Origin of the sequence: Pseudomonas guariconensis, assembly GCF_040822035.1 — a bacterium.
In the GTDB taxonomy this organism is placed as follows: domain Bacteria; phylum Pseudomonadota; class Gammaproteobacteria; order Pseudomonadales; family Pseudomonadaceae; genus Aquipseudomonas; species Aquipseudomonas guariconensis.
The window spans coordinates 4,936,996-4,951,409 of record NZ_CP162012.1 but is presented as its reverse complement, the minus strand read 5'-3'; the positions used below and the strand labels follow the sequence as shown (position 1 = coordinate 4,951,409).

At 63.2% G+C, this 14,414-nt stretch carries 10 protein-coding genes; 8 read left to right on the top strand and 2 right to left on the bottom strand.

The window, feature by feature from the left end; translation table 11 throughout:
• Window positions 1–13: 13 nt before the first annotated feature.
• From dgcA to AB1N67_RS22970, 4 genes are all read left to right on the top strand, one after another.
• On the top strand, window positions 14–2,074 hold the full coding sequence (gene dgcA, locus AB1N67_RS22985) for a dimethylglycine demethylation protein DgcA (RefSeq protein WP_043211079.1): 2,061 nt from the start codon (window positions 14–16) through the stop codon (window positions 2,072–2,074).
• 177 nt (window positions 2,075–2,251) lie between these two features.
• Window positions 2,252–4,204: a dimethylglycine demethylation protein DgcB gene (gene dgcB, locus AB1N67_RS22980; protein ID WP_367863407.1), complete on the top strand. Its 1,953-nt coding sequence runs from the start codon at window positions 2,252–2,254 to the stop codon at window positions 4,202–4,204.
• Complete coding sequence (locus AB1N67_RS22975) at window positions 4,204–5,436, top strand: electron transfer flavoprotein subunit alpha/FixB family protein (RefSeq protein ID WP_043211083.1); 1,233 nt, start codon at window positions 4,204–4,206, stop codon at window positions 5,434–5,436. The genes dgcB and AB1N67_RS22975 overlap by 1 nt, the downstream gene beginning before the upstream one ends.
• Window positions 5,437–5,446: 10 nt before the next feature.
• On the top strand, window positions 5,447–6,217 hold the full coding sequence (locus AB1N67_RS22970; protein WP_102081070.1) for an electron transfer flavoprotein subunit beta: 771 nt from the start codon (window positions 5,447–5,449) through the stop codon (window positions 6,215–6,217).
• A gap of 759 nt (window positions 6,218–6,976) precedes the next feature.
• On the opposite strand, the gene gbcA is transcribed toward AB1N67_RS22970, so the two are convergent.
• On the bottom strand, window positions 6,977–8,269 hold the full coding sequence (gbcA, locus tag AB1N67_RS22965; protein ID WP_043211087.1) for a glycine-betaine demethylase subunit GbcA: 1,293 nt from the start codon (window positions 8,267–8,269) through the stop codon (window positions 6,977–6,979).
• A gap of 293 nt (window positions 8,270–8,562) precedes the next feature.
• On the opposite strand from gbcA, the gene gbcB reads away from it, so the two are divergent.
• Entirely contained in the window at window positions 8,563–9,666 is a 1,104-nt protein-coding gene (gene gbcB / locus AB1N67_RS22960) for a glycine-betaine demethylase subunit GbcB (protein ID WP_043211132.1), read from the top strand.
• A gap of 104 nt (window positions 9,667–9,770) precedes the next feature.
• Here the strand turns inward: gbcB and AB1N67_RS22955 are convergent, their stop codons facing one another.
• A complete protein-coding gene (locus tag AB1N67_RS22955) occupies window positions 9,771–11,396 on the bottom strand; it encodes a methyl-accepting chemotaxis protein (protein ID WP_182816651.1) in 1,626 nt (541 codons plus the stop codon).
• A 269-nt stretch (window positions 11,397–11,665) separates the two neighbouring features.
• On the opposite strand from AB1N67_RS22955, the gene AB1N67_RS22950 reads away from it, so the two are divergent.
• From AB1N67_RS22950 to AB1N67_RS22940, 3 genes are all read left to right on the top strand, one after another.
• Window positions 11,666–11,896, top strand: a complete 231-nt coding sequence (locus AB1N67_RS22950; protein WP_070090739.1) for a hypothetical protein — start codon at window positions 11,666–11,668, stop codon at window positions 11,894–11,896.
• On the top strand, window positions 11,893–12,195 hold the full coding sequence (locus tag AB1N67_RS22945; RefSeq protein WP_043211094.1) for a cell division protein ZapA: 303 nt from the start codon (window positions 11,893–11,895) through the stop codon (window positions 12,193–12,195). The genes AB1N67_RS22950 and AB1N67_RS22945 overlap by 4 nt, the downstream gene beginning before the upstream one ends.
• Before the next feature lie 273 nt (window positions 12,196–12,468).
• Window positions 12,469–14,406: a methyl-accepting chemotaxis protein gene (locus tag AB1N67_RS22940; RefSeq protein ID WP_090346327.1), complete on the top strand. Its 1,938-nt coding sequence runs from the start codon at window positions 12,469–12,471 to the stop codon at window positions 14,404–14,406.
• The last annotated feature ends 8 nt before the right edge of the window (window positions 14,407–14,414 follow it).

The window sequence follows — 14,414 nt, the reverse complement described above, 5'->3', positions numbered from 1 at the left end:
CGGAGAGAGCGTCATGGCATTCGAAGCAATGTTCCAGCCGATCCAGATCGGCAAACTGACCATCCGCAACCGCGTGCTCAGCACCGCGCACGCCGAGGTCTACGCCACCGACGGCGGCATGACCACCGAGCGTTACGTCAAGTATTACGAAGAGAAGGCCAAGGGCGGCATCGGCCTGGCCATCTGCGGTGGCTCGTCCGTGGTGGCGATCGACAGCCCGCAGGAATGGTGGTCTTCGGTGAACCTGTCCACCGACCGGATCATCCCGCACTTCCAGAACCTGGCCGACGCCATGCACAAGCATGGCGCCAAGATCATGATCCAGATTACCCACATGGGTCGTCGTTCGCGTTGGGACGGCTTCAACTGGCCGACCCTGATGTCGCCGTCTGGCATTCGTGAACCCGTGCACCGCGCTACCTGCAAGACCATCGAGGTCGAAGAGATCTGGCGTGTGATCGGCAACTACGCCCAGGCCGCACGCCGGGCGAAGGAAGGTGGACTGGACGGCGTCGAGCTGTCGGCTGTGCACCAGCACATGATCGACCAGTTCTGGAGCCCGCGGGTCAACAAGCGTACCGACGAATGGGGCGGTACCTTCGAAGGCCGCATGAAGTTCGGCCTGGAAGTGCTCAAGGCCGTGCGTGCCGAGGTAGGCCCTGACTTCTGCGTGGGCATGCGTATCTGTGGTGACGAATTCCATCCCGATGGCCTGAGCCACGAGGACATGAAGCAGATCGCCGCCTACTACGACGCCACCGGCATGATCGATTTCATCGGCGTGGTCGGCTCGGGTTGCGACACCCACAACACCCTGGCCAACGTCATCCCGAACATGAGCTACCCGCCGGAGCCGTTCCTGCACCTGGCGGCCGGCATCAAGGAAGTGGTCAAGGTCCCGGTGCTGCATGCGCAGAACATCAAGGACCCGAACCAGGCGACCCGCATCCTGGAAGGCGGCTACGTGGACATGGTCGGTATGACCCGCGCCCACATGGCCGACCCGCACCTGATCGCCAAGATCAAGATGGGCCAGATCGACCAGATCAAGCAGTGCGTCGGTGCCAACTATTGCATCGACCGCCAGTACCAAGGCCTGGACGTACTGTGCATCCAGAACGCCGCGACCTCCCGTGAATACATGGGCGTGCCGCACATCATCGAAAAGACCACCGGGCCCAAGCGCAAGGTGGTGGTGGTCGGCGCCGGTCCTGCCGGTATGGAGGCCGCACGCGTGGCCGCCGAGCGTGGCCACGATGTGACCCTGTTCGAGAAGAAGGACCAGATCGGCGGGCAGATCACCATCGCCGCCAAGGCACCGCAGCGCGACCAGATCGCCGGTATCACCCGCTGGTACCAGCTGGAGCTGGCGCGTCTGAAGGTCGACTTGCGCCTGGGCACCGCCGCTGATGCCGAAACCATCATGGACCTGCGTCCGGATGTGGTCGTGCTGGCTGTGGGCGGGCACTCGTTCCTGGAGCAGAACGAACACTGGGGCGCCGCCGAAGGGCTGGTGGTCAGCAGCTGGGATGTGCTCGACGGCAAGGTTGCGCCGGGCAAGAACGTGTTGGTGTACGACACCATCTGCGAATTCACCGGTATGTCCGTCGCCGACTTCATCGCCGACAAGGGCAGCCAGGTGGAGATCGTCACCGATGACATCAAGCCGGGCGTCGCGATGGGCGGTACCACCTTCCCGACCTACTACCGCAGCATCTACCCCAAAGAAGTGATCATGACCGGCGACATGATGCTGGAAAAGGTCTACCGCGAAGGCGACAAGCTGGTGGCGGTGCTGGAGAACGAATACACCGGCGCCAAGGAAGAGCGCGTGGTCGACCAAGTGGTGGTGGAAAACGGCGTGCGTCCCGACGAGCAGCTGTACTACGCACTGAAGGAAGGTTCGCGCAACAAGGGCCAGATCGATATCGAAGCGCTGTTCGCCATCAAGCCGCAGCCGATCCTCAGCCAGCCGGGCGAGGGCTACCTGCTGTATCGCATCGGCGACTGCGTGGCCCAGCGTAACGTCCACGCGGCGATCTACGACGCCTTGCGCCTGTGCAAGGACTTCTGATCGTTAACAGTCGTCGCCACTGAGCGCGGCCCCTGTGGGAGCGGGTTTACCCGCGAAAGCGTCAGCACGAGCAACATGGTTGTCTGATCTGACGCATTCGCGGGTAAACCCGCTCCCACAAGGGGCCGATCCAGCCTCCAGGGCGGTGCAAGAATCCAGCTGTTGTGGGAGCCTCCCATGTTGAACACCCTTCTACCCATCCTGCTGTTCGCTGCCCTTGGCCTGGCGGTGCTCGGCGCCCTGCGCCGGGTGCGCATGTGGCGGCGTGGTCGACCTTCGAAGGTCAACCTGATCGGCGGCCTGCTGGCCATGCCGCGGCGCTATCTGGTGGATCTGCACCATGTGGTCGAGCGCGACAAGTACATGTCCAAGACCCACGTGGCCACCGCCGGCGGCTTCGTGCTGTCGGCCGTGCTGGCGATCCTGGTCCATGGCTTTGGCCTGCAGAGCAAGATCCTCGGCTACCCCTTGCTGGCGGCCACGGTGCTGATGTTCTGTGGCGCCCTGTTCGTCTTCAAGCGTCGTCTGAACCCGCCTTCGCGCCTGTCCAAGGGCCCGTGGATGCGCCTGCCCAAGAGCTTGCTGGTGTTCGCCGCGAGCTTCTTCATCGCCACGCTGCCTGTTGCCGGCATCCTGCCTGAAGGTACTGGTGGTTGGCTGCTGGTCGCCGTGCTGGGCGTGGGCGTGCTGTGGGGCGTGTCGGAACTGTTCTTCGGCATGACCTGGGGCGGCCCGATGAAGCACGCCTTCGCCGGTGCCCTGCACCTGGCCTGGCACCGCCGCGCCGAGCGTTTCGGTGGTGGTCGCTCCACCGGCCTCAAGCCGCTGGACCTGGAAGACCCGAACGCGCCGCTGGGCGTGGAAAAACCCGTGGACTTCACCTGGAACCAACTGCTCGGCTTCGATGCCTGCGTGCAGTGCGGCAAGTGCGAGGCGATGTGCCCTGCATTCGCCGCCGGCCAGCCGCTGAACCCGAAAAAACTCATCCAGGACATGGTCATTGGTCTTGCCGGTGGCACCGACGCACAGTTCGCCGGCAGCCCTTATCCGGGCAAGCCGATCGGCGAGCATGGCGGTCACCCGCATCAGCCGATCGTCAATGGCCTGGTCGACGCCGAGACCCTGTGGTCGTGCACCACCTGCCGCGCCTGCGTCGAGGAATGCCCGATGATGATCGAGCACGTCGATGCCATCGTCGACATGCGCCGTCACCTGACCCTGGAAAAAGGCGCGACCCCGAACAAGGGCGCCGAGGTGCTGGACAACCTGATCGCCACCGACAACCCTGGCGGCTTCAACCCAGGCGGTCGGATGAACTGGGCGGCCGACCTCAATCTCAAGCTGATGTCCGAGGTCAAGAGCACCGAGGTGCTGTTCTGGGTCGGTGATGGTGCCTTCGACATGCGCAACCAGCGCACCCTGCGGGCCTTCGTCAAAGTCCTCAAGGCCTCCGGTGTGGACTTCGCCGTGCTCGGCCTGGAAGAGCGTGACAGCGGCGACGTGGCGCGCCGGCTGGGCGATGAGGCGACTTTCCAGCAACTGGCCAAGCGCAACATCCAGACACTGAACAAGTACCGCTTCCAGCGCATCGTCACCTGCGACCCGCATAGCTTCCATGTGCTGAAGAACGAGTACGGCGCCTTGGGCGGTGAGTACCAGGTACAGCACCACAGCACCTACATCGCCGAACTCATTGCGGCCAACAAGCTCAACCTGGGCCAGCACAAGGGTGGCAGCGTCACCTATCACGATCCGTGCTACCTGGGCCGTTACAACGGCGAGTACGAGGCGCCTCGCGATGTGCTCAAGGCCCTCGGCATCGAGGTTCGCGAGATGGAACGCTCCGGCTTCCGCTCCCGTTGCTGTGGCGGTGGCGGCGGTGCACCGATCACCGACATCCCGGGCAAGCAGCGTATCCCTGACATGCGCATGGACGATATCCGCACGACCGAGGCAGAGCTGGTGGCCGTGGGTTGCCCACAGTGCACCGCGATGCTCGAAGGCGTGGTCGAACCCCGTCCGCAGATCAAGGACATCGCCGAGCTCGTCGCCGACGTGCTGATCGAGGACGACGCTCCTGCCAGCGCCAAATCCCAAGCGGCCAAACGTGAACCTGCGGAGGTGCACTGATGAGCGACATCATCCGCCGCGACCCTCGTGCCGAGTGGATCGCCCGTAACCGTCTGCATCCGCTGCACGCGGCGATGCAGACGCAACAGACCCGCTGGATGGGGCCCAACGGCCTCATCCGCAAGAACCCCCATGCGATCGCCGCCGGCTTCATCGGCCCCAACGGCCTCAAGCGCATCGACCGAAGCGGCGCCCAACAGGGCACCGCTGGCGGCGGTCGCCGCACTGCAGCGGCCGAGGTGCAGCTGCCGCTGCATCAGGTCGCGCAGCCGGCGTTCTATATCGCCGTGGTTCCGGACATGGTCGGTGGTCGCCTGGGCAGCCACGACCGCGACCTGCTGGGCCTGGCCCACAGTCTGGCCGGCAGCGACGGCGCCGTCCTGGCGATCGTGTTCGGCGAACACAAGGAAAGCAACTTTTCCACAGCCGGCGTCGACCGGTTGCTGGTCATCGAAGGCGAAGCGTTCGAAGGTTATGCACCGGAGCAGTTGGTGCAGGGTCTGCGCGCTGTGGATAACCAGTTCACCCCGCGCCACTGGCTGCTGCCAGACAGCCGCACCGGTGGTGGCGAGCTCGGCCGGCGCCTGGCCGCCGCGTTGGGCGAACGCCCGGCGACGCGGGTATGGCAAGTCAAGGACGGCCAGTGCATCGGCCGAGCCGGGGCGGGCCAGCAGGACCTGCAGCGCGGTTTGCCGCGCCTGATCCTGGCGGCGGCCGAATGCTCCGACCCGGTCAGCGAAACCCGTCACGAAGCGCTGCCGGTGGAGTTGTCCACAAGCGTGGCGCGCAGCCTGTCGCGTATCGAAGACCTGGGCCCGGTGGCGGTGGATCCTGCGGCCATCGCCATGGCCGAATCGGAGTTCATCGTCTCCGGCGGCAACGGCGTCAAGGATTGGGATCTGTTCCACAAGGCGACCGCCGCCCTCGGTGCTACCGAAGGCGCTTCGCGGGTGGCGGTGGACGATGGTTTCATGCCCCGCAACCGCCAGGTGGGTGCCACCGGTACCTGGGTCACGGCACGTGTCTATGTGGCTGTGGGTATCTCCGGGGCGATCCAGCACCTGCAGGGCATCGGTGCCTGCGACAAGGTGGTGGCGGTGAACATGGACCCAGGCTGCGACATGATCAAACGGGCGGACCTGTCGGTGATTGGCGACAGTTCGGCGATTCTCCAGGCGTTGATCGAGGCTGTGGACAACTACCGCAGCGCCGGTCAGCGCGACGCGGCATAAGGGCACGAGCATGAGTACGAAAGTCATCAGCCTGGTCTCCATCGGCGCTCACCCCAGCTCCGGCCGCACCCGTCGTGCCGAGCAGGACTCACGTGCCGTCGAGCTGGGTTTGCAGCTGGCTGGGGATAACTTGCAGGTGGTGCATGCCGGCGATCCTCGCGAGGAAGCGCTGCGCGCATACCTGGGCATGGGCCTGGATCATCTGGATGTGCTGGAGCAGCCAGCAGGTGCCGATGTGCTCGGCGTGCTGGGCGATTACCTGCGCGACGCCGGGGCACAACTGGTGCTGACCGGCAGCCAGGCGGAAACCGGCGAAGGCTCGGGCATGTTGCCGTTCTTGCTGGCCGAGCGCCTGGGCTGGCCACTGGTGGTGGGCCTGGCTGAAGTCGAGTCCATCGACAACGGCACCGCGCAAGTCCTACAGGCCTTGCCACGTGGGCAGCGGCGTCGGCTGAAGGTGCGCCTGCCGCTGTTGGCGACTGTGGATAACGCGGCGCCCAAGCCACGCCAGAGCGCCTTTGGCCCCGCGCGCCGGGGCGTGTTGGCGGCGCGCAACGTGACGGTGGTCGAGGATGAACTGCTGGCCGATGCCGAGCTGCAGCCGGCCCGTCCACGGCCCAAGCGGCTGAAGGTGATCAAGGCCAAGAGTGGCGCCGACCGCATGAAAGCCGCTACGGCCAAGGCCAGCGGTGGGGGCGGCAAGGTGCTCAAGGATGTTTCTCCACAAGAAGGCGCCGAGGCGATCCTGAAGTTGCTGGTGGAAGAAGGGGTGCTGCGCTAGCGGTTGCCCGTTCAAGAGCCAAAGCCCACGTTGCATGGCCTGCAGCGTGGGCTTTTTTCATGGTGTTTCGCAGCCCTTCGCAGACTTGGTCAGCGACCCTTAGGTTTTTACACACCGAATCTGTTTGCCAACCTGTTGATAAAGTGTTCGCGCCTCTCTACAGGCCCCGTCATATCAAGCCTGCAGAGAGCTGGTTGTTATTTGACCACCCCAGCCGATCAACGCCACACGGTCTTTTCATTCCAAGCGGCCCAGGTTGCCCACAATCGCTGTTGGCGTCTCTGTGGATAATCTGTTTGGTAGCGGCGCAATCCCTTGATCTGCCTGGGGTGCAGAGGTTTGGTCAATAATTGATCAATTGCTGCGCAACGGCTGTGCAGCACGCTTGTGTCGGGCGCTCTGGAGGTCTATCCACAGGCATTGGCCGCACGCCTGCATATTGCCCACAAAGTCTGTTGGCCGCTCTGTGGACAACGTGTTCGGCGAACGCTAGAGCCCTTGTAATCAAAGGCTTGTAGAGGAATGGTCAAATAATGATCAAAGCGTCCGGCTACTGCTCGGCCCACGTTTCCACAAATACTGTGCGCCAGGCTGTGGATAAAATGTTGGTCGGTGGCTGCAGGCCTTGGGAGGCCTTGGCTGGGGGAAGGTTGATCAAGAATTGATCATCGCTCTTCATGACCGGACTGTGCTGTTGGCCCGATTCGAGCAAAAAAAAGAGCAGCCACCTGGCTGCTCTTTTCGTTTCGCGTCGATGCCTTACTGCGCTTTGACTTCCTTCAGGTACGGCGCTGGCTCCGCCCCCAGGTTGTTCAGCACGCGCTGGGAGTACCAGTCGATGAAGTTGACCACGCCGAACTCGTAGGTCTTGGAGTACGGGCCGGGCTGGTAGGCGGTGGAATTGATGCCGCGCTGGTTCTCTTCAGCCAAACGGCGGTCCTGGTCGTTGGTGGCGTCCCAGACCTTGCGCATGTTTTCCGGGTCGTAGTCGACACCTTCGACGGCATCCTTGTGCACCAGCCACTTGGTGGTGACCATGGTTTCCTGGGCGCTGATGGGCCACACGGTGAACACGATCATGTGGTCGCCCATGCAGTGGTTCCAGGAGTGCGGCAGGTGCAGGATACGCATCGAGCCCAGGTCCGGGTTCTTGATGCGGCCCATCAGTTTCTTGCACGCCTGCTTGCCGTCCATGGTCATGGACACGGTGCCCTTGAGCAGCGGCATGCGCACGATGCGGTTACGCAGGCCATGGCTCTTGTGCAGGTACGGGATCTTCTCGGCTTCCCAGGCTGCAGCGGAGGCGGCGACGTGATCCTTGAACGCCTGGTCGGCGCGTGGGTCGTTGGTATCGTCCCACTCCAGCAGTGTCTTGAGCAGCTCAGGGTGCGAACCGTTGCAGTGATAGCACTCACGGTTGTTCTCCAACACCAGCTTCCAGTTGGCTTTTTCCATCAAGGTGGTCTGCACCGCCACCTTGGTGTTCTCCATGTCGTACGGTTCCATGTAGTGATCGAGCGTTGCCAGGAACTCGTCGATCGCTGGCGGGTTCTCGGCCAGGCTGATGAAGATATAGCCACCGGCGGTCTTTACGTGCACTGGCTTGAGGCCGTACTGCTTCATGTCGAAGTCGGCGCCCATCTCGGTGCCGGCGAACAGCAGGCGACCGTCGATTTCATAGGTCCACTGGTGGTATGGGCAGACCAGCTTGGCCACCTTGCCCTTGTCGCTGGTGCACAGGCGCGAACCGCGGTGACGGCAGACGTTGTGGAACGCATGCACTTGGCCTTCGGCGCCACGGATAACGATGATCGGGTTCTTGCCGATCTGCAGGGTCAGGAAGTTGCCCTTGGTCGGAATCTCGCACGTCATGCCGGCGATCAACCACTCCTTGTGGAAGATCTCCTGCATGTCGATCTGGAACAGACGCTCGTCGGTGTAGAAAGGCTGGGGCAGCGAGTAGGTGCGCTCGCGGGTCTGCAGCATCTCGGCGGTGGCCTTGCGTGCAGCTTCCAGTGGATCGCCCAGGCTCAGGGTTGCGGTGACGTCCATCGTTTGGTCCTCAGGGCCGTATGCGGCCGGCGAAAGTGGCTAATCGTTGTTGTGGTTTGCCGCAAGGCTGCTTGCTAAAAACAGCTGTTTCATTTGCCGTGGAGTGTGCGTTCGCCGCCGACAGGAACCATATCCACGGGCGACATGGCCGAATCCGATTCCGACGCGCCAGCCCTTGTAGCGCGGGGCTGGTCGCGATAAGCACGCCGATGTCGCTGATAGGAATGTACTTCGTCGCCGGCTTGCGCATTATCGGAGCCATGAAGGCCGGTAGTCGGCCGCTGGAGAAGAACATGTCCGATACCTTCCTCAATCCGGTCACGACCCAGACCTGGGCCAACGGCCGCCATGTGGTGCGCTGCGTCAAGGTCATCCAGGAGACCTGGGACGTACGCACCTTCTGTTTCATGGCCGACCAGCCGATCATGTTCTTCTTCAAGCCTGGGCAGTTCGTCACCCTGGAACTTGAGATCGATGGCAAACAGGTGATGCGCTCGTACACCATTTCCAGCTCGCCATCGGTGCCCTACAGCTTCTCGATCACCGTCAAGCGGGTACCCGGCGGGCAGGTGTCCAACTGGCTGCACGACAACATGCACGAGGGCTTCGAGCTGGCGGTGCACGGACCGGTGGGGCTGTTCAACGCCATCGACTTCCCGGCGCCGAAGGTGCTGTACCTCTCCGGCGGCGTCGGTATCACCCCGGTGATGTCCATGGCCCGTTGGTTCTACGACACCAATGGCAATGTCGACATGGTCTTCGTCCATAGCGCCCGTTCGCCGAAGGACATCATCTATCACCGCGAACTGGACCAGATGGCCTCGCGGATCCCCAATTTCAGTCTGCACATCATTTGCGAGAAGCACGGTCTGGGCGAGCCCTGGTCGGGCTACCGTGGCTACCTGAATCAGCGCCTGATGGAGCTGATCGCGCCTGACTACATGGAGCGGGTGGTCTTCTGCTGCGGCCCGACGCCTTACATGAACGCGGTCAAGCGCATGCTCGAGGCGGTGGGCTTCGACATGCGCAACTACCACGAAGAGTCGTTTGGCGCGACCCCGGCGGAGGCCAAGGCCGATGCTGTGGAACATGCCGAGCAGGCGGCCGAGGCGGCCGAGGAACTCGACGCGGCCGACCTCAACCTGGTGGAGTTCGTCGGCAGCGACAAGAGCATCCGTATCGCCCCGGGCGAGACGGTGCATGCGGCTGCGGCGAAGGTCGGGCTGATGATCCCCAAGGCCTGCGGCATGGGCATCTGCGGTACCTGCAAGGTACTCAAGCTCGGCGGCGAAGTGGTCATGGACCACAACGGCGGCATCACCGAGGAAGACGAAGCCGAAGGCTACATCTTGTCGTGCTGCAGTGTCCCGCAAGGGGATGTGCGGATCGACTACTGATCCAGCCCACTACTACATTTTGCGGGTCAACCCGCTCCAGCAGGTCGATGCAGAACCTGTGGGAGCGGGTTTATCGAGGCGTCGAACCGCCGCGAATGTATTCATCAAGTGCGAAAACGCGCCACCAGGCCGTTGAGGTCCACCGCCAGACGGGAAAGGTCGGCGCTGGCCACGCTGGTCTGATGTGCCCCGGTCGCGCTCTGCACCGACAGATCATTGATGTTCACCAGGTTGCGGTCCACCTCCCGAGCCACCTGGGCCTGCTCTTCGGCGGCGCTGGCGATCACCAGGTTGCGCTCGTTGATCTGCGCCACCGCGCTGGCGATGCTGTCCAGTGCCAGGCCGGCACCACGGGCGATGTTAAGGGTCGATTCGGCACGTTCGGTGCTGGTGCGCATCGACGTGACCGCTTCTTCGGTCCCGCCCTGGATGCTGGCGATCATCCGTTCGATCTCGCTGGTCGACTGCTGGGTGCGGTGGGCCAGGGCCCGTACCTCGTCAGCCACCACGGCAAAGCCGCGGCCAGCCTCGCCGGCACGGGCGGCTTCGATCGCGGCATTGAGTGCCAGCAGGTTGGTCTGATCGGCCAGGCCACGGATCACATCCAGGACCTTGCCGATATCCCGGGACTGGGATGCCAGACGGGTGACCAGTGTCGCGGTGGCTTGCACATCGCTGCTCATGCGCTCGATGGCGCCCACCGTCTCCAGCACCAGATCGCGTCCATCGCCCGCCGAACGGCTGGCCTCGCTGGAGGCTTCGGAGGTGCTCACGGCATTGCGCGCCACTTCTTCCACCGCGCTGGTCATTTCGGTGACTGCGGTGGCGGCTTGTTCGATCTCGTTGTTCTGCTGCTGCAGGCCGCGAGCGCTTTCGTCGGTGACGCAGTTGAGCTCTTCGGCGGCCGAGGCCAGCTGGGTAGCCGAGCCTGCGATCAATTGCAGGGTGTCGCGCAGCTTGTCCTGCATCCGCGCCATGGCGCGCAGCAGGCGGGCGGCTTCGTCGTTGCCCTCGGCGCGGATCACTTGGGTCAAGTCACCGTCGGCGACCTGTTCGGCGGCTTTGAGCGCTTCATCGATCGGCTTGACGATGCTGCGGGTCAACAGGAAGGCGCACAGCAGGGTCAGCACGGTAGCGGCCACCAGCAGGCCGATGACCAGGGTGAAGGCGGTGTCATATTGGCTGGCGGCTCTGGCATTGGTGGCTCGGGTCTGGTCGGTGTTGATGCGCACCAGGTCCGCCATGGCTTGGTTGATCTGCTCGGCATTTTCGAACAGCTCGCGGTTGATCAGATTTTGCAGCTCTTCCACGCGATCGGCCTGGCTGAAGCTGCGCATGCGCGCTTCTAGCTGGCGGTACTGGCCCAGCAGTTGGTTGTAGCGATCGAAGGCGGCTTGTTCCTGAGGGCCTTCGACCAGCGTGCGGTAGGTAGCGCGTATCTTGTCGATCTGCGCGTTGCGCTCGTCCATCTGGCGTTGGGTGTCTTGCTGGAACTGTGGGTCGCGGTTGAGCACCAGGCGGTAGGCGAGGGTGCGCATGCGCAGGTTGAGCAGGGCCAGTTCATCGAGCGTCTTGATGCTGGGCACGCTCACCGCTTCGATGGCCAGGCCAGCCTGGCGGATGTTGCCCATCTGGATGAGGGAGAAGGTGCCAAGGCCAAGCATCAGCGCGCCGATCAGGGCAAAGCCCAACAGCGCACGCGGGGCAATGTTCATATTGCGTAGGGACATGGGTTGTAATCCGGGCAAGGAATAAAATGCGCGTTCCCTGCGACAGAATGTGACCTTCTCGGGTTATCGGTAGAAACGGGCCGCGCTTGAATGAAATTGTGAGCCTGCTATCGAGTTTCCGGACAGGTGGTTGACCCAGGTCGGAACAAGCCCGGCCCAGGCCTGTCAATCTGCCCAGGCTAAAGCCTTTGTGTCCCGATATTTAATGGCGAGGACGCGCGCTTTTCTTTATCGTGTGCGCCCTTTGCAACAACCCGAGATAGACCCCCATGTTGGAAGCTTCCCTGAATCAACTCGAGCAACTGGTCAACGACCTGATGCAGAAAAACGCTCAACTCACCGAGCAGAACACCGCCCTCGGCCAGGAACTGGCCCAGGCCAAGGAAGAGAATGAAACCCTGCAGCTGTCGCTGATGGAGCAGGAAGAGAAACACGGCGCCACCGCGGCCCGTATCCAGGCGCTGGTAGAGCGCGCCAGCGCAGGTGTCGTCAACGCATGAGACTGCAAGCGCAGCCGATCAATGTCGTGTCCATTCTGGGCAACGACTATTCGATCAAGGCGCCCCAAGGCCAGGAAGAGACCCTGGCGCAAGCCGTGCGGATGCTCAACACCGCCTTGGCCGAAACCAAGCGTCAATACCCCACCCTGATCGGTGACAAGCTGCTGGTGCTGGCAGCCCTGAATCTGTGTTCCAAGCAGGTCGAGTTGCAAAAGGAACATCAGCAGACCCTCGAGCGGACCCAGGCGCAGATCGACGCAACGGTGGACGCTATCGTTCGGACCATCGCCGAACAGTAATTGCCTGACCTCGGGTTTGCCGCGAATGCATCGGTGAGTTTCGCATCGCATTCGCGGGTAAACCCGCGCCATCGTCTGGCGTCATCCCAGGATTCGAAGTGAGCCGGGCGCGTGCGAGCGTGTTCGCCCGCCACCGCGCCAGTCGCTTTAGCATCGGATCTTGCGGCAAAAACGACGCGCCACGGGTCGTGGACATTGTTTTAGATCACTGGAATAACCGGATACGTAAGTGTATACAATCACCCAAAATAATAATGATTGGGGAGTTGGGGCATGCGGATCTGGCGGCGGAGTATCCAGTGGCAGTTGATTGCGAGCATGGGCGCAGCCCTGCTGGCGAGCATCCTGGTGGTGGTAGGGGTGTATACCGAGGCGGTCAACCGCCTGACCGAACGTTACCTGGTGGATACGGCACTGCCGGCCAGCGTCGAAGCGATCCGCAACGACATCGAGCGCATGCTCGGCAAGCCGCTGGTGGCGGCGGCCGACATTGCCGGCAACACGCTGCTGCGTGATTGGCTCGCAGCCGGCGAAGACCCCGCCCAAGCCCCCCGTTTTCTCGAGTACCTGGAGGCTGCTAAACAGCGCAACCAGGCCTTCACTACGTTGTTCGCCTCCACGGCGACCGGCCACTACTACAACGAGAAAGGCCTGGATCGCACCCTCAGCCGTGATAATCCGAAGGACAAATGGTTCTACGGCTACATCGACAGCGGCGCCGAACGCCTGATCAATATCGACATCGATGGCTCCACCGGGGAGTTGGCGCTGTTCATCGATTACCGGGTCGAAAAAGACGGACAACTGGTGGGCGTGGCGGGTATGGGTCTGCGCATGACGGCGTTGTCGAAACTGATCCATGACTTTAGTTTCGGTGAGCGCGGGCGGGTGTTCCTGGTGCGCAACGACGGCCTGATCCAGGTCCACCCGGATCACGAATTCAGCGGCAAGCGCCAGCTGGCCGAGCAGGTCGGCGAGCAGGCGACCCAAGCCGTGTTGGGTAAGGGTGAAGGCCTGCGCAAGGTGCGTTTCAGCCGCGACGGCGAAGCGTTTCTTGCGCTGGGCCTACCGCTTCGCGATCTGAACTGGACGTTGGTGGCCGAGGTGCCGGAAGACGAAATCTACGCACAGATGCACGAGGCGGTGTGGCTGACCAGCCTGATCGGTGGCGCGGTGGCGTTGGTGTCGTTGCTGTTGGTGGTGTTGCTGGCGCGTGGGCTGGTACGTCCGATCCGCCAGGTCACCACGGCGCTGACCCAGATCGGCAGCGGGGCTGGCGACCTCAGTCAGCGGCTGGACGATACGCGTGAGGACGAGCTGGGCGACCTGGCCCGCGGGTTCAATCGGTTCCTCGACAGCCAGCGGGTGCTGATCGGCGAGGTGCTGCGCACCACCGAGCGCCTGCACCGGTCGGTCGAGCAGGTGACCCGCGTGGTGGACAACACCGCCGACCGTTCCAGCCGCCAGCAGGAGATGACCGAAATGGTCGCCACCGCCGTGCACGAAATGGGACTGACCGTGCAGGACATCGCGCAGAACGCCGGCAATGCCGCCCATGCCTCGCAGTCGGCGCGCGACGAGGCCCTGCAGGCGCGCGAGGTGGTGCGCCGGTCGATCCACAGCATCGAAGGCATGTCCGGGGAAATCAGCCGGGCGGCGGAGGCGGTGAGCCAGCTGGCCGACGAAGTCGCCTCGATCGACGAGGTCTTGGCCGTGATCCGCAGTATTTCCGAACAGACCAACCTGTTGGCCCTCAATGCGGCCATCGAGGCGGCGCGAGCGGGTGAAATGGGGCGCGGCTTTGCCGTGGTCGCCGATGAAGTGCGCACGCTGGCGCGGCGTACTCAGGTGTCCACCGACGAGGTGCAACAGATGATCCAGCGCCTCAAGCAAGGCGCTGGCACCGCTGTGGCGTCAATGAATGCCGGGCAGCAGGCGACCGGGGGCGGGGTAGAGTCCAGCCAGCGCACCGGTGCCTCGCTGGGGGCGATCACCGATCAAGTGGAGCACATCAGCGACATGAACCACCAAGTAGCCACGGCGACCGAAGAGCAGTCGGCGGTGACCGAGGAGATCAACCGGACTGTGCAGGGGATTTCCGACCTGGCCCGGGAGACGGCGGCCGAAGTGCAGGCCTGTCGGGACGAGTGCCAGGCGTTGCGTGGCCTGGCCGATGACCTGGCGCGGCAGATGGGCGGGTTCAAGCTCTAGGTCGGTGT